This is a genomic window from Kitasatospora sp. MBT66 (genome assembly GCF_000710405.2).
Classification (GTDB): Bacteria; Actinomycetota; Actinomycetes; order Streptomycetales; family Streptomycetaceae; genus Kitasatospora; species Kitasatospora purpeofusca.
The window spans coordinates 114,290-132,048 of record NZ_JAIY01000004.1; the positions used below are offsets into that span (position 1 = coordinate 114,290).

General features: G+C 70.8%; 15 protein-coding genes. All 15 read right to left on the reverse strand.

Annotated features, from left to right (window positions below; all coding sequences use genetic code 11):
• Nucleotides 1-227: 227 nt before the first annotated feature.
• The 15 genes from nuoN to BI06_RS07330 all read right to left on the reverse strand — a co-directional run bounded on the left by nuoN (nucleotide 228) and on the right by BI06_RS07330 (nucleotide 17,752).
• Nucleotides 228-1,865 (reverse strand): NADH-quinone oxidoreductase subunit NuoN, encoded by a 1,638-nt coding sequence (gene nuoN, locus BI06_RS07260; protein ID WP_030393518.1) that lies wholly within the window; start codon nucleotides 1,863-1,865, stop codon nucleotides 228-230.
• Nucleotides 1,862-3,511: an NADH-quinone oxidoreductase subunit M gene (locus BI06_RS07265; protein ID WP_030393519.1), complete on the reverse strand. Its 1,650-nt coding sequence runs from the start codon at nucleotides 3,509-3,511 to the stop codon at nucleotides 1,862-1,864. Before BI06_RS07265 ends, nuoN begins: the two co-directional genes overlap by 4 nt.
• 37 nt (nucleotides 3,512-3,548) lie before the next feature.
• Nucleotides 3,549-5,444, reverse strand: a complete 1,896-nt coding sequence (gene nuoL / locus BI06_RS07270; protein ID WP_043466596.1) for an NADH-quinone oxidoreductase subunit L — start codon at nucleotides 5,442-5,444, stop codon at nucleotides 3,549-3,551.
• 13 nt (nucleotides 5,445-5,457) lie between these two features.
• Nucleotides 5,458-5,757, reverse strand: coding sequence for an NADH-quinone oxidoreductase subunit NuoK (nuoK, locus tag BI06_RS07275; RefSeq protein ID WP_030300898.1), 300 nt, complete (start codon nucleotides 5,755-5,757; stop codon nucleotides 5,458-5,460).
• Nucleotides 5,754-6,683, reverse strand: coding sequence for an NADH-quinone oxidoreductase subunit J (locus BI06_RS07280; RefSeq protein ID WP_369826062.1), 930 nt, complete (start codon nucleotides 6,681-6,683; stop codon nucleotides 5,754-5,756). The genes nuoK and BI06_RS07280 overlap by 4 nt, the downstream gene beginning before the upstream one ends.
• Nucleotides 6,680-7,291, reverse strand: coding sequence for an NADH-quinone oxidoreductase subunit NuoI (nuoI, locus tag BI06_RS07285; RefSeq protein ID WP_051740409.1), 612 nt, complete (start codon nucleotides 7,289-7,291; stop codon nucleotides 6,680-6,682). The genes BI06_RS07280 and nuoI overlap by 4 nt, the downstream gene beginning before the upstream one ends.
• Before the next feature lie 6 nt (nucleotides 7,292-7,297).
• Nucleotides 7,298-8,674 (reverse strand): NADH-quinone oxidoreductase subunit NuoH, encoded by a 1,377-nt coding sequence (nuoH, locus tag BI06_RS07290; RefSeq protein ID WP_030393523.1) that lies wholly within the window; start codon nucleotides 8,672-8,674, stop codon nucleotides 7,298-7,300.
• On the reverse strand, nucleotides 8,671-11,172 hold the full coding sequence (locus BI06_RS07295) for an NADH-quinone oxidoreductase subunit G (protein WP_030393524.1): 2,502 nt from the start codon (nucleotides 11,170-11,172) through the stop codon (nucleotides 8,671-8,673). Before BI06_RS07295 ends, nuoH begins: the two co-directional genes overlap by 4 nt.
• Nucleotides 11,169-12,530 carry an NADH-quinone oxidoreductase subunit NuoF gene (gene nuoF / locus BI06_RS07300; RefSeq protein ID WP_030393525.1) on the reverse strand — a complete coding sequence of 454 codons (1,362 nt, stop codon included), beginning with the start codon at nucleotides 12,528-12,530 and terminating at the stop codon, nucleotides 11,169-11,171. Before nuoF ends, BI06_RS07295 begins: the two co-directional genes overlap by 4 nt.
• A complete protein-coding gene (gene nuoE, locus BI06_RS07305; RefSeq protein WP_082558352.1) occupies nucleotides 12,530-13,330 on the reverse strand; it encodes an NADH-quinone oxidoreductase subunit NuoE in 801 nt (266 codons plus the stop codon). The genes nuoF and nuoE overlap by 1 nt, the downstream gene beginning before the upstream one ends.
• On the reverse strand, nucleotides 13,327-14,682 hold the full coding sequence (locus BI06_RS07310; protein WP_030393527.1) for an NADH-quinone oxidoreductase subunit D: 1,356 nt from the start codon (nucleotides 14,680-14,682) through the stop codon (nucleotides 13,327-13,329). The genes nuoE and BI06_RS07310 overlap by 4 nt, the downstream gene beginning before the upstream one ends.
• Nucleotides 14,682-15,395: an NADH-quinone oxidoreductase subunit C gene (locus tag BI06_RS07315; RefSeq protein ID WP_030393528.1), complete on the reverse strand. Its 714-nt coding sequence runs from the start codon at nucleotides 15,393-15,395 to the stop codon at nucleotides 14,682-14,684. Before BI06_RS07315 ends, BI06_RS07310 begins: the two co-directional genes overlap by 1 nt.
• Nucleotides 15,392-15,946, reverse strand: a complete 555-nt coding sequence (locus tag BI06_RS07320; protein WP_030300882.1) for an NADH-quinone oxidoreductase subunit B family protein — start codon at nucleotides 15,944-15,946, stop codon at nucleotides 15,392-15,394. Before BI06_RS07320 ends, BI06_RS07315 begins: the two co-directional genes overlap by 4 nt.
• A 125-nt stretch (nucleotides 15,947-16,071) precedes the next feature.
• On the reverse strand, nucleotides 16,072-16,431 hold the full coding sequence (locus tag BI06_RS07325; protein ID WP_014137597.1) for an NADH-quinone oxidoreductase subunit A: 360 nt from the start codon (nucleotides 16,429-16,431) through the stop codon (nucleotides 16,072-16,074).
• A gap of 598 nt (nucleotides 16,432-17,029) precedes the next feature.
• Nucleotides 17,030-17,752: a response regulator transcription factor gene (locus BI06_RS07330; protein WP_030393529.1), complete on the reverse strand. Its 723-nt coding sequence runs from the start codon at nucleotides 17,750-17,752 to the stop codon at nucleotides 17,030-17,032.
• Nucleotides 17,753-17,759: the final 7 nt, after the last annotated feature.

A 17,759-nucleotide genomic window follows, 5' to 3' on the forward strand; every position in this document is an offset into this window, starting at 1 on the left:
AGCGGCCCGGTCCCTGAGTGCCGCCGCTGGCCATACAGGCAGGGTATCCGGTCACGAGTGGATCACTGCACGGGCGTGCGGCTCTGTCATGCGCGGGGCGTCCCCGCTGGCCAGCGGGGATGCCCGAACGAAGCGTCCGGGCCGCGCACGGGGCGCGACCCGGACGGTCGTCGGAGCGGTCGGACCGGACCGCCGCCGGGGCGTTCGGCCGGGCCGTCGGCGGACGGTCAGCCGACGAAGAACACTGCCTTCGAGGCGAGATCGAGGAAGTACTGCGGCAGCAGTCCGAGCCCGATCGTGACCAGCACGCCGATACCGATCGCGGTCGCCGTGAAGGCGCTCGGGACGGCGACGGTCGGGCCGCCCGGCTGCGGGTCGGAGAAGAACATCAGCACGATGACCCTGATGTAGAAGAAAGCCGCCACCGCCGAGCTGAGCACACCCACGATCACCAGCGGAGTGGCGCCGCCCGCCGCCGCGGCCTGGAACACCGCGAACTTGCCGGTGAACCCCGAGGTCAGCGGGATGCCCGCGAAGGCCAGCAGGAAGAGCGCGAACACCGCCGCGACCAGCGGGGAGCGCCGGCCGAGGCCGGCCCAGCTGGACAGGTGGGTGGCCTCGCCCTTGGAGTCGCGCACCAGGGTGACCACGGCGAAGGCGCCGAGGGTCACGAAGGAGTACGCCAGCAGGTAGAACAGCACCGAGCCGACGCCCTGCCGGTTGCTGGCGATCACACCGGTGAGGATGAACCCGGCGTGCGCGATCGAGGAGTAGGCGAGCAGCCGCTTCACGTCCTGCTGGGTGACGGCCAGGACCGCGCCGACCACCATGGTGAGGATCGCCACACCCCAGAGCACCGGCCGCCAGTCCAGCCGCAGCGCCGGGAAGGCCACGTAGAACAGCCGCAGCACCGCGCCGAACGCGGCCACCTTGGTCGCCGCCGCCATGAAGCCGGTGACCGGGGTCGGCGCGCCCTGGTAGACGTCCGGGGTCCAGGAGTGGAACGGCACAGCGCCGACCTTGAAGAGCAGACCGACCGTCAGCATCGCCAGGCCCACCAGCAGCAGGGCGTCGTTCTGGGTCGAGGAGACCAGCGCCGGGGTGAGCAGCGCGTTCCCGGAGATGACCTCGGCGACCTCGCCGAGCCGCACCGTGCCCGCGTAGCCGTACAGCAGCGCGGTGCCGAACAGGAAGAACGCCGAGGCGAAGGCACCGAGCAGGAAGTACTTGACCGCCGCCTCCTGGGAGAGCAGCCGGCGGCGCCGGGCCAGCGCGCAGAGCAGGTAGAGCGGGAGGGAGAAGACCTCCAGCGCCACGAACATGGTCAGCAGGTCGTTGGCGGCGGGGAACAGCAGCATGCCGCCGACCGCGAACATGGTGAGCGGGAAGACCTCACTGGTGGTGAAGCCGGCCCGGATCGCGCTGCGCTCCTGCTCGCCGCCGGGGGTGGCGGACGCCTGGGCGGCGAAGGCGTCGGCCGGCTCGCCGCCGGCCTTGGGCTCCAGCCGGCGCTCGGCGTAGGTCAGCACCGCGACCACCGCGACCAGCAGGATCACGCCCTGGAGGAACAGCGTCGGGCCGTCCAGGGCGACCGCGCCCATCGCGATCGCCCCGACCTTGGTGGTGCCGTAGCCCTGCACGGCGAGCACCAGGACGGCGACGAAGGCGCCGGCCAGGCCGACCAGGGCGGTCACCACCTGGGCCCAGTGCCGAAGCCGCCGGGGCAGGAAGGCCTCCAGCAGGATGCCGACCACCGCGGCGCCGAACACCACCAGCATCGGCGACAGCTGGCCGTACTCGATGTGCGGCGCGGGGATGCTCTGGGTGCTGCCGCCGGCGGCGGCGAGCCATCCGGTGCTGCTCACTTGTGCTCACCTCCTGAGCGGGCGGTCCCGTCCTGGGCGGTCCCGTGGTCGGCGGACACCGGGTGCGCCGGTGTCGGGTCGGTCTGGTGCACCTGCGAGAGGGTGGCGTTCACCGACGGGTTGACGAGGTCGGTGAGCGGCTTCGGGTAGACACCGAGCAGCACGGTCAGTGCCACCAGCGGGGCGACCACGGCGAGTTCGCGGACCTTGAGGTCCGGCATGCCGCGCACCTCCTCCTTGACCGGGCCGGTCATGGTGCGCTGGTAGAGCAGCAGGGCGTACAGCGCGGCGAGCACGATGCCGAAGGTGGCGACGATGCCGACCGCGGGGTACCGGCTGAAGGTGCCGACCAGGACCAGGAACTCGCTGACGAAGGGCGCCAGGCCGGGCAGCGAGAGCGTCGCCAGCCCGCCGATCAGGAAGGTCCCGGCGAGCACCGGGGCGACCTTCTGCACGCCGCCGTAGTCGGCGATCAGCCGGGAGCCGCGGCGGGAGATCAGGAACCCGGCCACCAGCATCCACGCGGCGGTGGAGATGCCGTGGTTGACCATGTAGAGGGTGGCACCGCTCTGGCCCTGGCTGGTCATCGCGAAGATGCCCATGATGATGAAGCCGAAGTGCGAGATCGAGGCGTAGGCGACCAGCCGCTTGATGTCCTTCTGGCCGATGGCCAGCAGCGCGCCGTAGACGATCCCGATCAGGGAGAGGACCAGGATCGCCGGGGCGAAGGTCTTCGAGGCGTCCGGGAACAGCCCGAGGCAGAAGCGCAGCATCGCGAAGGTGCCGACCTTGTCCACCACGGCGGTGATCAGCACGGCGGTGCCGGCGGTGGCCTCGCCCATCGCGTTCGGCAGCCAGGTGTGCAGCGGCCAGAGCGGGGCCTTGACCGCGAAGGCGAAGAAGAAGCCGAGGAACAGCGCCTTCTCCGCGGTGCCGCCGATCTGCAGCCGGCCGTCGGCGACCGCCGCGGTGAGCGTCTGCAGGTCGAAGGTGCCCAGGCCCTGGTCCTGCGCGATCACGTACAGGCCGATCACGGCGGCCAGCATGACCAAGCCGCCGAGCAGGTTGTAGAGCAGGAACTTGACCGCCGCGTAGGAGCGCTGGCGGGCGGACTCGGGGCCGCCCGCCCGGTCGCCGAAGCCGCCGATGAGGAAGTACATCGGGATCAGCATGGCTTCGAAGAAGACGTAGAAGAGGAAGACGTCGGTGGCGTAGAAGGAGACGATCACCATCGCCTCCACCGCCAGCACCAGAGCGAAGAACGCCTGGGTGCGCCGCCGGTTCTCGAACGACCCCTCCGGCGGTGCGACGGCCGGGTCCGCGTCGTGCCAGGAGGCGAGCAGCACGACCGGGACCAGGACGGCGGTGAGCAGGGCGAGGACGGCGCCGATGCCGTCCACCCCGAGCGCGAAGGTGATGCCGAAGGAGCGGATCCAGCTGTAGGACTCGGTCAGCTGGTAGCGGGCGCCGTCCGGGTCGAACCGCGCGGCCACCGCGCCGGCCAGGGCCAGGGTGGCGACGGAGAAGACCGTCGCCACGATCTTGGTGTTCCGCCGCCGCGCCTCGGTGGACCCGGCGGGCAGGGCGGCGGTGACCACCGCACCGACCGCCGGGACGGCGCAGGTGGCGGTGAGGAGGACGCTCATGCCTCGGCCTCCCCTCGATGTGTGTAATCCGGGTGCATCAGACGGACCTCATCAGGAGAGTCGTGGCGACCAGCACCAGCGTGCCGCCGAACATGGAGAGCGCGTACGTGCGGACGTAGCCGTTCTGGATCCGCCGCAGCCGGCTGGAGACGCCGCCGATGGTGGCCGCCAGGCCGTTGACGAAACCGTCCAGGCCGCGGCTGTCGAAGTAGACCAGCGCCGCGGCCAGCGCCGAACCGGGGCGGACCAGGACGGCGTGGTTGAAGTCGTCCTGGAGGAGGTCACGGCGGGCGGCCCGGGTGAGCGGGGAGCCGTACGGCGGCACCACCGGGACGGCGGAGCGGCCGTACATGAGGTACGAGAGCGCGACGCCGGCCAGCATGCAGGCGGTGGTGAGCAGGGTGACCACCAGCGGGGTGAGCGGGGAGTTGCCCTCCTCGTGCCCGGTGACCGGCTCCAGCCAGGTGAGGAAGGACTCGTGGAAGGCGAACAGCCCGCCGGCGAAGACCGAGCCGAAGGCCAGCACGATCATCGGGACGGTCATGGTCTTCGGCGACTCGTGCGGGTGCGGGTCGTGGCCCTCGGCGTCCGGCTGCCAGCGCTTCTCGCCGAAGAAGGTCAGGATCATCACCCGGGTCATGTAGAACGCGGTGACGGCGGCGCCGACCAGGGTGCACAGGCCGAGGATCCAGCCCTCGGTGCCGCCCTTGGCGAAGGCCGCCTCGATGATCTTGTCCTTGGAGAAGAAGCCGGACAGGCCGGGGAAGCCGATGATGGCCAGGTAGCCGAGGCCGAAGGTGACGAAGGTGACCGGCATGTACTTCCGCAGGCCGCCGTAGTGACGCATGTTCACCTCGTCGTTCATGCCGTGCATGACCGACCCGGCACCGAGGAACAGCCCGGCCTTGAAGAAGCCGTGGGTCACCAGGTGCATGATGGCGAAGGCGTACCCGATCGGGCCGAGGCCGGCCGCGAGGATCATGTAGCCGATCTGCGACATGGTCGAGCCGGCCAGCGCCTTCTTGATGTCGTCCTTGGCGCAACCGACGATCGCACCGAAGAGCAGGGTGACCGCGCCGACCACCACCACGGCGGTCTGGGCGTCCGGCGCCAGGTTGAAGATCGCCCCGGAGCGGGTGATCAGGTAGACGCCGGCGGTGACCATGGTGGCCGCGTGGATCAGCGCGGAGACCGGGGTCGGGCCCTCCATCGCGTCCCCGAGCCAGGACTGCAGCGGCACCTGCGCGGACTTGCCGCAGGCGGCGAGCAGCAGCATCAGGCCGATCGCGGTCAGCTTGCCCTCGCTGGCGCTGCCCGCGGCGCCGAACACCGGCTCGAAGGCGAAGGAGCCGAACTCGACGAACATCAGCATGATCGCGATGGACAGGCCCATGTCGCCGACGCGGTTGACGATGAACGCCTTCTTGGCGGCGGTGGCGGCGGTCGGCTTGTGCTGCCAGAAGCCGATCAGCAGGTAGGAGGCGAGGCCCACGCCCTCCCAGCCGAAGTACAGCAGCAGGTAGTTGTCGGCCACCACCAGCAGCAGCATGGCCGCCAGGAAGAGGTTCAGATAGGCGAAGAAACGGCGCCGGCGCTCGTCGTGCGCCATGTAGCCCACCGAGTAGAGGTGGATCAGGGTGCCCACGCCGGTGATCAGCAGGACGAAGGTCATCGAGAGCTGGTCGAGCTGGAAGGAGATGTCGGCCTGGAAGCCGTTCACCGGGATCCAGCTGAACAGGTGCTGGGTCAGGGTGCGGTCCTCCGCGTCCCGGCCCAGCATGTCCGAGAACAGCGCGAGGCCGAAGCCGAAGGAGAGCGCGGCGAGCGCGGTGGCCAGCCAGTGGCCCAGGCGGTCGAAGGCCCGGCCGCCGAGCAGCAGCAGGACGGCACCGGCCAGCGGGGCCGCGACCAGCAGGGGAATGAGAGAGTTCACCGAGGTCCTCCGCCTACAGCTTCATCAGGTTGCTGTCGTCGACCGAAGCGGAATGCCTGGTCCGGAAGATCGAGACGATGATCGCGAGGCCGACCACGACCTCGGCCGCCGCCACCACCATGGTGAAGAACGCGATGATCTGGCCGTCGAGGTTCCCGTGCATCCGGGAGAAGGTGACCAGCGCCAGGTTGGAGGCGTTCAGCATCAGCTCGACGCACATGAACAGGACGATCGCGTTCCGCCGGATCAGCACGCCGGAGGCGCCGATGGTGAACAGCAGGGCGGAGAGATAGAGGTAGTTGACCGGATTCACTCCGCCCCCTCCTCGTCGTGGTCGGACGCCGGGCGGTTCGCCGGCGCCGGGTGGTTGGCGGCCACCGGCTCCAGGGCCTTGCGCGGGCCGGTCACCGGCGGGCGCTCGGACGGCGGGCGGCCCAGCCAGTCGGCGGTGGTGGACTCCAGCTCGGCCATCCGGGCCAGCATCTCCTGGCTGACGTCGCGGATCTGGCCGCGCTCGCGCAGGGTCGCCATCACCGAGTCCTCGGCGATCGAGCCGTCCGGCAGCAGCGCCGGGATGTCCACCGCGTTGTGCCGGGCGTAGATGCCGGGCGCGGGCAGCGGCGGCACCTGGATGTTGTCGGCGACCCGCTGGGCGGCCAGCTCGCGCTGGGTCTTCGGGGCCTTCACGTGCTCGCGGTGGGTCAGCACCATGGCCCCGATCGCGGCCGTGATCAGCAGCGCCCCGGTGACCTCGAAGGCCCACACGTACTTGGTGAAGATCAGTCGGGCCAGGCCCTGGACATTGCCCTCGGCGTTGGCCTCGCCGAGACCGGCGAAGCTGTCCAGCTTGGCGTTGGCGATCCCGGCGACCATCAGCACGCCGAAGCCGAGGCCGCAGAGCGCGGCGGCGAACCGCTGGCCCTTCAGCTGCTCCTTCAGCGAGTCCGCGCTGGTCACGCCGACCAGCATCACCACGAACAGGAAGAGCATCATGATCGCGCCGGTGTAGACCACGATCTGCACCACACCCAGGAACACCGCGCCCTGGGCCATGTAACAGACCGCCAGGGCGAGCATGGTGGCGGCCAGGCAGAGCGCGCTGTGCACCGCCTTGCGCATCAGCAGCGTCCCGAGCGCGCCGCCGACGGCGATCACCGCGAGCACCCAGAACTGGACGGCCTCACCGGTGGAGGTCGCGCCCGTCACGGCCGCGAGGTTCAGCGAGGTGGCGGCGCTCACGACTGGGCCTCCTTCTCCCGCTCGGTCGGCTCCTGACGGACCGTGCCCGGCGCCGCCGCGGTGATCTCGCCCCGGTAGTAGGCGCCCTCGTCGGCGCCGGGGAAGATCGAGTGCGGGCTGTCGACCATGCCCTCGGAGAGGCCGACCAGCAGCTGCTCCTTGGTGAAGATGAGGTCCTGGCGGGAGGAGTCCGCGAGCTCGTACTCGTTGGTCATGGTGAGCGCGCGGGTCGGGCAGGCCTCGATGCAGAGCCCGCACAGGATGCAGCGGGCGTAGTTGATCTGGTAGACCGCCCCGTACCGCTCACCGGGCGAGTAGCGCTCGTCCTCGCGGTTGTCCGCGCCCTCGACGTAGATCGCGTCGGCCGGGCAGGCCCAGGCGCACAGCTCGCAGCCGACGCACTTCTCCAGGCCGTCCGGGTGCCGGTTCAGCTGGTGGCGGCCGTGGAAACGCGGGGCGGTGGGCTTCTTCTGCTCCGGGTACTGCTCGGTGAGCCGCTTCTTGAACATGGCCTTGAAGGTCACGCCGAAGCCGGCGGCCGGTCCGAGGATGGACGGCTTGTCGGCCCGTTCGGACCGGTCGTTCCGGGCGTTCTGGTCGGACGACATCTCGGTTCAGCTCCCTTCGGAATGGTCGGCCCCGTTGAGGGCGTCCTGCAGTTGCTTCGGGGCGCGGCTGCGCCGGCGCGGGACCGGCGGGAGCTGCTGGCCGGGCAGCGGGGGCACCGGGTAGCCGCCGGCCATCGGGTCGAACTCCCCCTGCGGCGCCTCGGACCCGGGCTCCGGCTTGCGCTTCAGGACGTCCCGCAGCAGGCCGAGCAGCAGCAGCGCGCCGACCGGGGCACCGACGTACAGCACCACCTCGCCGAAGCCGTAGCCCTCGTTGCGCAGGGCCCGGACGCTGGCCACCATGACCAGCCAGGCCAGCGAGACCGGGATCAGCACCTTCCAGCCGAGCTTCATGAACTGGTCGTAGCGGAACCGGGGCAGGGTGCCGCGCAGCCAGATGAAGAAGAACAGCAGCAGCTGGATCTTGAGAGTGATCCAGAGCAGCGGCCACCAGCCGTGGTTGGCGCCCTCCCAGAACGTGGAGACCGGCCACGGGGCCCGCCACCCGCCCAGGAACAGGGTCGAGGCGACCGCCGAGACGGTGACCATGTTGACGTACTCGGCCAGCATGAACATCGCGAACTTCAGCGAGGAGTACTCGGTGTTGAAGCCGCCGACCAGCTCGCCCTCGGCCTCCGGGAGGTCGAACGGCGCGCGGTTGGTCTCACCGACCATCGCGACGATGTAGACGATGAACGACACCGGCAGCAGGACCGCGAACCAGGTGGGCTGCTGCGAGGAGACGATCTCCGAGGTGGACATCGAGCCGGAGTAGATGAAGACCGCCGCGAAGGACAGGCCCATCGCGATCTCGTAGCTGATCATCTGGGCAGAGGAGCGGATCCCGCCGAGCAGCGGGTAGGTCGAGCCGGAGGACCAGCCCGCCAGCACGATGCCGTAGATGCCGACCGAGGCGGTGGCCAGGATGTAGAGCAGCGCCACCGGGAAGTCGGTCAGCTGCATCGGCGTCCGGGTGCCGAAGATCGAGATCTCGTCGCCGGCCGGGCCGAAGGGGATCACCGCGAAGGCCATGAACGCCGGGATGGCGCAGACGATCGGGGCCAGGATGTAGACGACCTTGTCGGCGCCGGTGACCACCAGGTCTTCCTTGAGCGCCAGCTTCACGCCGTCGGCGAGCGACTGCAGCAGGCCCCACGGGCCGTGCCGGTTGGGCCCGATGCGCAGCTGCATCCAGGCCACCACCTTGCGCTCCCAGACGATCGCCACGAGGACCGTGCCGACCAGGAAGCCGAAGCAGAACACCGCCTTCAGCAGGACCAGCCACCACGGGTCCCGGCCGAAGAAGCCGAGCGTCTCGTTCGCGGCGAGCTCGGCCAGCGCGGCCGGGCCGTGTCCGGCGAGCGGGTGCGGGGTCGGGGTCACTTCTCCTCCTCCTCGGGCCCGGCCGTCCCGGCCGGCGCGGTGGCCTCGGCGGCGGCGATGGTGACCAGGTGGCCGACGGTGGTGCCGAGCGTCCGGTAGGCGCCGCCCGGCGTGGAGTTGAGCGGGATCCAGACCGTGCGGTCCGGCATCTCCTTGGCGATCTCCAGCGGCAGGGTGAGCGAGCCGGCCGGGCCGGTCAGCCGCAGCGCGGTCGCGGTCGCGGCGCCGATCTCGGCGGCGGTGGTCGGCGAGACCCGGGCGACCGCCGGGTGCCGGGTGCCGGCCAGGTGCGGGTCGCCCTGCTGGAGCGAGCCCCGGTCGAGCAGCAGCCGCCAGCCGGCCAGGACCGCCTGGCCGGTGGCCGGGCGGGGCAGCAGGCCGGGGTGGGCGGACGGCGCGGCCGGGCGGTCGCCCGTCCAGGGCAGGAACCGGTCCAGCTCCTGCCGGGCGGCGCGGACGTCGGGCAGGCCGAGCCGGTGGCCCAGGGCGTCCGCGAGCATGTTCAGCACCCGCAGGTCCGGGTGCAGGTGACGGCCCATCTGCTGGTCCGGCTTGAGCGCGGCCTCGAACATCCGCACCCGGCCCTCCCAGTCAAGGAAGGTGCCGGCCTTCTCGGCGACCGCGGCCACCGGCAGCACCACGTCGGCGTGGGCCGTGACGGCGGACGGGCGCAGCTCCAGCGAGAGCACGAACGGCACCGCGGCCAGTGCCTCCTCGGCCAGGGCCGGGTCCGGCAGGTCCTCCGGGTCGACCCCGCCGACCAGCAGCGCGTCCAGGTCGCCGCTGACGGCGGCGGCGAGGATCTGCTCGGTGTCCCGGCCCAGTCGGGCGGGGAGTTCGGCCACGCCCCAGGCGGCGGCGGCCTCGGCCCGGGCGGCCGGTGCGGCGACCGGACGGCCGCCGGGCAGCAGGCCGGGCAGGGCGCCGGCCTCGACCGCGCCGCGTTCACCGGCCCGGCGGGGGATCCAGGCCAGCCGGGCGCCGGTGGCGTGCGACAGCCGCAGTGCGGCGGTGAGCGCGCCGGGGGCCGCGGCCGCCCGCTCGCCGACCAGGATCACCGCGCCGGGGGTGCGGAGCAGTTCGGCGGCGCGGCCGGCGTCGTCGTTGAGCGGCTCGTCGGCGGCGAGCGCGGCCAGCCACTCGGCCTCGGTGCCGGGGGCGGCCGGCAGCAGCGATCCGTGCAGCTTGGCCAGGCCCCGGGAGGCGTGCGGAGCGATCGAGAAGACCCTGAGGCCGTGGCCCCGGTTGGCCTTGCGCAGCCGCAGGAAGACGATCGGCGACTCCTCCTCGGGCTCCAGGGCCAGCAGCAGGACCGCCGGGGCGGCCTCCAGCTCCTCGTAGCCGAAGGGGCTGCCACCGATGTCGACGCCCTGGCCTGCGACGGCGGCGGCCAGGAAGTCGGCCTCCTCGCCGCTGTGCGGGCGGGACCTGAAGTCCACGTCGTTGGTGCCGAGCACCACCCGGGCGAACTTGGCGTACGCGTAGGCGTCCTCGACCGTGACCCGGCCGCCGGTGAGCACTCCGGCGCGGGTCCCGCGCAGCCCCTCGGCGGCCCGGGCCAGCGCCTCCGGCCAGGAGGCGGCGACGAGTTCGCCGTCCCGCCGGACCAGCGGGGTGGTGAGCCGGTCCCGCTGCTGGGCGTAGCGGAAGGCGAACCGGCCCTTGTCGCAGTTCCACTCCTCGTTGACCGCCGGGTCCTCACCGGCCAGCCGGCGCAGCACCTTGCCGCGGCGGTGGTCGGTGCGCTGGGCGCAGCCGGAGGAGCAGTGCTCGCAGACGCTCGGCGAGGAGGTCAGGTCGAACGGGCGGGAGCGGAAACGATAAGCCGCCGAGGTGAGCGCGCCGACCGGGCAGATCTGGATGGTGTTGCCGGAGAAGTACGACTCGAAGTCGTCGCCCTCGCCGGTGCCGACCTGCTGGAGGGCTCCGCGCTCGACCAGGTCGATGAACGGGTCCCCGGCGATCTGCTGGGAGAACCGGGTGCAGCGGGCGCAGAGCACGCAGCGCTCGCGGTCCAGCAGCACCTGGCTGCTGATCGGCACCGGCTTCTCGTAGGTACGCTTCATCCCCTCGAAGCGGGAGTCCGTGTCACCGGTGGACATCGCCTGGTTCTGCAGCGGGCACTCGCCGCCCTTGTCGCAGACCGGGCAGTCCAGCGGGTGGTTGATCAGCAGCAGCTCCATCACACCGCGCTGGGCCTTCTCGGCGACCGGCGAGCTGAGGTGGGTGCGCACCACCATGCCCTCGGCGACCGGGATGGTGCAGGAGGCGACCGGCTTGCGCTGGCCCTCGATCTCGACGATGCACTGCCGGCAGGCGCCGGCCGGGTCGAGCAGCGGGTGGTCGCAGAAGCGCGGGATCTGGGTGCCGATCTGCTCGGCGGCCCTGATCACCAGGGTCCCCTTGGGGACCTGCACTTCGACGCCGTCGATGGTGAGCGTGACCAGCTCGACCGCGGCCTTGTCGCCCGTGGAGGTGGATGGCTCTGTGATCGTCACGCGTGCACCTCCCTTTCGGTGGCGGACTGGTGGCCGGGGCGGGGGCCGTCGGCCCAGACGGTGGAGGCGGCCGGGTCGAACGGGCAGCGGCGCTCGGCGAGGTGCTGCTCGTACTCGGCCCGGAAGTACTGGAGCGAGGAGACGATCGGGCTGGCCGCGCCGTCGCCCAGGGCGCAGAAGGACTTGCCGTTGATGTTGTCGGCGATGTCGAGGAGCTTCTCGAGGTCGCCCTCGACGCCCTGGCCGGCCTCGATCCGCTTGAGCAGCTGGACCAGCCAGTAGGTGCCCTCGCGGCAGGGGGTGCACTTGCCGCAGGACTCGTGGGCGTAGAACTCGGTCCAGCGGGTGACGGCGCGGACCACGCAGGTCGTCTCGTCGAAGATCTGCAGGGCCTTGGTGCCGAGCATCGAGCCGGCCGCGCCGACGCCCTCGTAGTCCAGCGGGACGTCGAGGTGCTCGTCGGTGAACATCGGGGTGGAGGAGCCGCCCGGGGTCCAGAACTTGAGCTGGTGGCCGGCCCGGATGCCGCCGCTGATGTCGAGCAGCTGGCGCAGGGTGATGCCGAGCGGGGCCTCGTACTGACCGGGGTTGGTGACGTGGCCGGAGAGCGAGTAGAGCGTGAAGCCGGGGGACTTCTCGGTGCCCAGGCCCTTGAACCACTCCTTGCCGCGGGCCAGGATCGGCGGCACCGAGGCGATCGACTCGACGTTGTTCACCACGGTCGGGCAGGCGTAGAGACCGGCGATGGCCGGGAACGGCGGGCGCAGCCTGGGCTGGCCCCGGCGTCCCTCCAGCGAGTCCAGCAGCGCCGTCTCCTCGCCGCAGATGTAGGCGCCGGCGCCGGCGTGGACGGTGATGTCCAGGTCGAGTCCGGAGCCGAGGATGTTCCGGCCGAGCAGCCCCGCCTCGTAGGCCTCGGCGACGGCGGCCTGGAGCCGGCGCAGCACCGGGACGACCTCGCCGCGCAGATAGATGAAGGCGTGGTCGCAGCGGATCGCGTAGGACGCGATGATCATGCCCTCGATCAGCGAGTGCGGGTTGGCGAACAGCAGCGGGATGTCCTTGCAGGTGCCCGGCTCGGACTCGTCCGCGTTGACCACCAGGTAGTGCGGCTTGCCGTCGTTCTGCGGGATGAACTGCCACTTCAGGCCGGTGGGGAAGCCGGCGCCGCCGCGACCGCGCAGACCGGAGTCCTTGACCAGGGCGATCACGTCGTCCGGGGGCATCGCGAGGGCGGCCTTGAGTCCCTCGTAGCCGGCGTGGCGTCGGTAGGTGGCGAGCGTCCAGGGGCGGTTGTCGTCCCAGAACGCCGACAGCACGGGGGTGAGCAGCTTCTCGGCCGGCTCGGCGGAAGTCATCACGCTTCAGTCCCTTCCTGGCCGGTGCCTTCGGCGGACCCGCCCTCGTGGCGTGCACCCTCGTGGCGGGGGTCCTCGTGGCGGGGGGAGACGACGCGGGTGCCGCCGGTGCCGGGCAGGGCCTCGCCGCGGGCCAGCCGCAGACCGGCCAGCGAGGCCGCGCCGCCCGCGCCCGACTCGTCGACGGCGCCGGGGCGCTCGTCGGGGAAGCCGGCCAGGATCCGGGCGGAGTCCTTGAAGGAGCAGAGCCGGGCGCCACGGGTGGGGACGGCCTCACGGCCCGCGCGCAGGTCGTCGACCAGCAGCTTGGCGCTCTCCGGCGTCTGGTTGTCGAAGAACTCCCAGTTGACCATCACCACCGGCGCGTAGTCGCAGGCGGCGTTGCACTCGATGTGCTCGATCGAGATCCGGCCGTCCTCGGTGGTCTCGTTGTTCGCGATCCCGAGGTGCTCCTGGAGCTCGGCGAAGATCTGGTCGCCGCCGAGCACCGCGCACAGGGTGTTGGTGCAGACCCCGACGTGGTACTCGCCCGCGGGCCGGCGCCGGTACATGGTGTAGAAGGTGGCGACGGCGGTGACCTCGGCGGTGGTGAGGTCCAGTTGCTCGGCGCAGAACCGGATGCCGGTCGGGCTGACGAAGCCCTCCTCGGCCTGCACCAGGTGCAGCAGCGGCAGCAGCGCGGACCGGGCCACCGGGTAGCGGCCGATCAGCTCGGCGGCGTCGGCGGCCAGCCGGGCGCGCACCTCCTCGGGGTACGGCCTGGCCGGCAGCGCCGGCATCCCCAGTTGGACATCTGTCACCGGTCCACGCCTCCCATCACCGGGTCGATCCCGGCCACCGAGACGATGACGTCGGCCACCTGGCCGCCCTCGCACATCGCCGCCATCGTCTGCAGATTGGTGAACGACGGGTCCCGGAAGTGGACCCGGTACGGGCGGGTCCCGCCGTCGCTGACCACGTGCACGCCCAGCTCGCCCTTGGGCGACTCGACCGCCGCGTAGGCCTGGCCGACCGGGACCCGGAAGCCCTCGGTGACCAGCTTGAAGTGGTGGATCAGGGCCTCCATCGAGGTGCCCATGATCTTCCGGATGTGGTCGAGGGAGTTGCCCATGCCGTCCGGGCCGACCGCGAGTTGGGCCGGCCAGGCGATCTTCTTGTCCGCCACCATGACCGGACCGGGGCGCAGCCGGTCCAGGCACTGCTCGACGATCCGCAGGGACTGCTTCATCTCCTCCAGCCGGATCAGGAAGCGGCCGTAGGAGTCGGCGCCGTCCGCGACCGCGACCTCGAAGTCGTAGTTCTCGTAGCCGCAGTACGGGTCGGTCTTGCGCAGGTCGTGCGGCAGGCCGGTGGCGCGCAGGATGGGACCGGTGGCACCGAGGGCGAGGCAGCCGGGCAGGTCGAGGAAGCCGACGTCGACCAGACGGGCCTTGAACACCGGGTTGCCGGTGGCGAGTTTGTCGTACTCGTGCATCCGCGAGCGGATGGTCTTCACGGCCTCGCGGATCTGGTCGACCGCGCCGGGCGGGAGGTCCTGGGCGAGGCCGCCGGGGCGGACGTAGGCGTGGTTCATCCGCAGACCGGTGACCAGCTCGAACACGTCCAGGATCAGCTCGCGGTCGCGGAAGCCGTAGATCATCAGGGTGGTGGAGCCGATCTCCATGCCGCCGGTGGCCAGGCAGACCAGGTGGGAGGAGATCCGGTTGAGCTCCATCATCAGCACCCGGATGACGTCGGCGCGCTCCGGGATGTCGTCGGTGATGCCGAGCAGCTTCTCGACCGCCAGGCAGTAGGCGGTCTCGTTGAACAGCGGGGTCAGGTAGTCCATGCGGGTCACGAAGGTGGTGCCCTGGACCCAGCTGCGGAACTCCATGTTCTTCTCGATGCCGGTGTGGAGGTAGCCGATGCCGCAGCGGGCCTCCGTCACCGTCTCGCCGTCGATCTCCAGGATCAGCCGCAACACCCCGTGGGTGGAGGGGTGCTGGGGGCCCATGTTGACGATGATGCGCTCGTCGTCGGCCCGGGCCACGGCGTCGACTACCTCGCCCCAGTCGCCGCCGGTGACCGTGAAGACCCGGCCCTCGGTGGTTTCCCGGGCGCCTGCCTCGGCCGCGCCGCCCTGGTTCGTCTCCTCGTAGTGCTGGGTGTTCATCAGCTGTACGACCTCCGCTGGTCGGGCGCCGGGATCTGGGCGCCCTTGTACTCGACGGGGATGCCGCCGAGCGGGTAGTCCTTGCGCTGCGGGTGTCCCAGCCAGTCGTCCGGCATCATGATCCGGGTGAGGGCCGGGTGCCCCTCGAAGACCAGGCCGAAGAAGTCGTAGGCCTCGCGCTCGTGCCAGTCGTTGGTGGGATAGACGCTCACCACGGACGGGATGCGCGGATCCGCGTCCGGCGCGGTGACCTCCAGCCGGATCAGCCGGCCGTGGGTGATCGAGCGCAGGTGGTAGACCGCGTGCAGTTCGCGGCCCTTGTCGCCCGGGTAGTGCACACCGCTCACGCCGAGGCAGAGCTCGAACCGCAGCGCCGGGTCGTCGCGCAGGGTGCGCGCGGTGCGGAGGAGGTGCTCGCGGGCGATCCGGAAGGTGAGCTCGGCGCGGTCGACGACGGTCTTCTCGATCACCTCGGCCGGGTCGAGGCCCTGTTCCTCCAGGGCACCCTCCAACTCGTCGGCGACCTCGTCGAACCAGCCGCCGTACGGGCGCTCGGTGGCTCCGGGCAGGACGACCGGGGCGACCAGGCCGCCGAAGCCGGAGGTGTCGCCGCTGCCCTGGGCGCCGAACATGCCCTGCCGGCGACCGACCACCTCGACCGGGATCTCCCGGCGCGGCTCCTCGCGGCGGGTCTCGGGTACCTGCTCGTTCATCGCAGCAGCCCCCGCATCTCGCTCACCGGGGTGGCCTGCAGCGCGAGCGCCTCGCCCAACTCCTCGGCACGGCGCTTGTTCACGCCGAGCGGCTCGTGCTGGATCTTGTCGTGCAGCTTCAGGATCGCGTCCATCAGCATCTCCGGGCGCGGCGGGCAGCCGGGCAGGTAGATGTCCACCGGGACGATGTGGTCGACGCCCTGCACGATCGCGTAGTTGTTGAACATCCCACCCGAGGAGGCGCAGACGCCCATCGAGATGACCCACTTCGGGTTGGCCATCTGGTCGTAGACCTGGCGCAGTACCGGGGCCATCTTCTGGCTCACCCGGCCCGCCACGATCATCAGATCGGCCTGCCGGGGCGAGCCCCGGAACACCTCCATGCCGAAGCGCGCCAGGTCGTAGCGGCCCGCGCCGGTGGTCATCATCTCGATCGCGCAGCAGGCCAGCCCGAAGGTGGCCGGGAAGAGCGACGCCTTGCGTACCCAGCCGGCCGCTGTCTCCACGGTCGTGAGTAGAAAGCCGCTCGGCAGCTTCTCCTCGATTCCCATCAGATCCCTCTCAATGCCCTCAAGTCCTGTGGTTCGCCCACCCGTTCGGGCCTGTCCGCTGGTCCGGGCTTGTCCGCCCGTTCACAAGGTCCGACGGACGCCCGGTACCCGGCCCCTCCCCCGGCTCAGTCCCACTCCAGGCCGCCGCGACGCCAGACGTAGGCGTAGGCGACGAAGACAGTGGCGATGAACAGGAGCATCTCGACCAGTCCGAAGATCCCCAGGGCGTCGAAACTCACCGCCCACGGATAGAGAAAGACGATCTCGATGTCGAAGACGATGAAGAGCATCGCCGTCAGGTAGTACTTGATCGGGAACCGACCGCCGCCCACGGGCTGCGGGGTCGGCTCGATGCCGCACTCGTACGCCTCCAACTTGGCCCGGTTGTACCGCTTGGGCCCGGTCAGTGAGGCCATCACGACGGAGCCGACCGCGAACGCCGCCGCGATGGCACCGAGTACGAGGATCGGCGCGTAGGCATTCATAGCCCCCGCTCCCTCCGTCCAGTCGTCCTTGACTGCAGATCGGAACCGTCGGGTCACACTGTGGTGAACCCGGCGTTCCAGTTCCCGGAATCCACCCCATGTGAGGCAGTTCACAAAGCCTGGAACGAGCGCATCCTATGCCCGTCGGCTTGTGATCTGCGACACGCAGTTCAAGACGATCTTTGTGATCTCCGCCACCTTGTGAATCATGATGAAGGTGAGCATGACGAGAGTTGTCAACACAAAGAAGTCAAATGGTCACAAGCAGTCGCATTTATCTGCGAAGCGGCTGGTCAGGGGCGTGGTCCTATATCAACTTCGTCTAGCGGAAGGCAAATTTCCGGGCGTCATGTTGACGTGTTATGGCGGCTCACCCTCAGGGGTGGCGGCCCCGCGAACGCCCGCTTGACCCTTCGTTCACAAGCGCGCCGAGCGCAGGCCGGAGCGTCTCCCGGCAGTGGGCCGGGGCGCCTCTCGGTGGTGGGCCGGAGCGCCTCTCGGTGGTGGGTCGGGACGCCTTGGTCCGGCGGTGGTTCGGGCCGTCTGCCGACGGTGGGGCTGGGTGCGTCCCGGCGGTACCCCGACGGGACGGAGCGACTCAGGCTCCGCTCTCCCAGGCCCAGGCGGCGATACCGACCCGGTTGCGCGCGCCGAGCTTCCGCTGGACCGAGGCCAGGTGGTTCTTCACCGTGCCCGCGCTGATGAACAGTTGCTCCGCGATCTCGCCGTTGGTGGCGCCGTCCGCGACCAGCCGCGCGATCTCCTTCTCGCGTGCGGTGAGTTCCTCGACCGGGCCGATCCGCTCGCTCTCCGCGATCCGTCCGCCCAGGGGGCGCCGTGCCCCCTGGCCTGCGGCACCACCGGTGCTGCTGCTTCTGATACCTCCTCCGATGCCGCTCCCGCTTCCGACTCCGGAGAGTTGGCGGAGCAGGCGGACGGTGATCTGCGGGCTGATCAACGCGTCCCCCGCCACGGCGGCCCGGACCGCCTCCGCGAGCAGCGCGGGCCCCGAGCGCTTGAGCAGAAAGCCCGCCGCCCCGGCGCGGAGCGCCTCGTGCACGTATTCGTCCAGATCGAAGGTGGTCACCACAACCACCCGGAACTCCCCGCCCAGCCGCCGGGTCAGCTCCAGGCCGTCCAGCCTGGGCATCCGGATATCGGCGAGGATCACGTCCGGACGCAGCCGCTCGGCCAGGGCGACCGCCACTTCACCGTCCGCGGCCTCGTCGACCACCTCGATGTCGGGCTGTGCGTCGAGGATGATCCGGTACGCGCTGCGGATCGCCTCGTCGTCGTCGGCAAGGAGCACCCGGATGCTCATCGGCCGA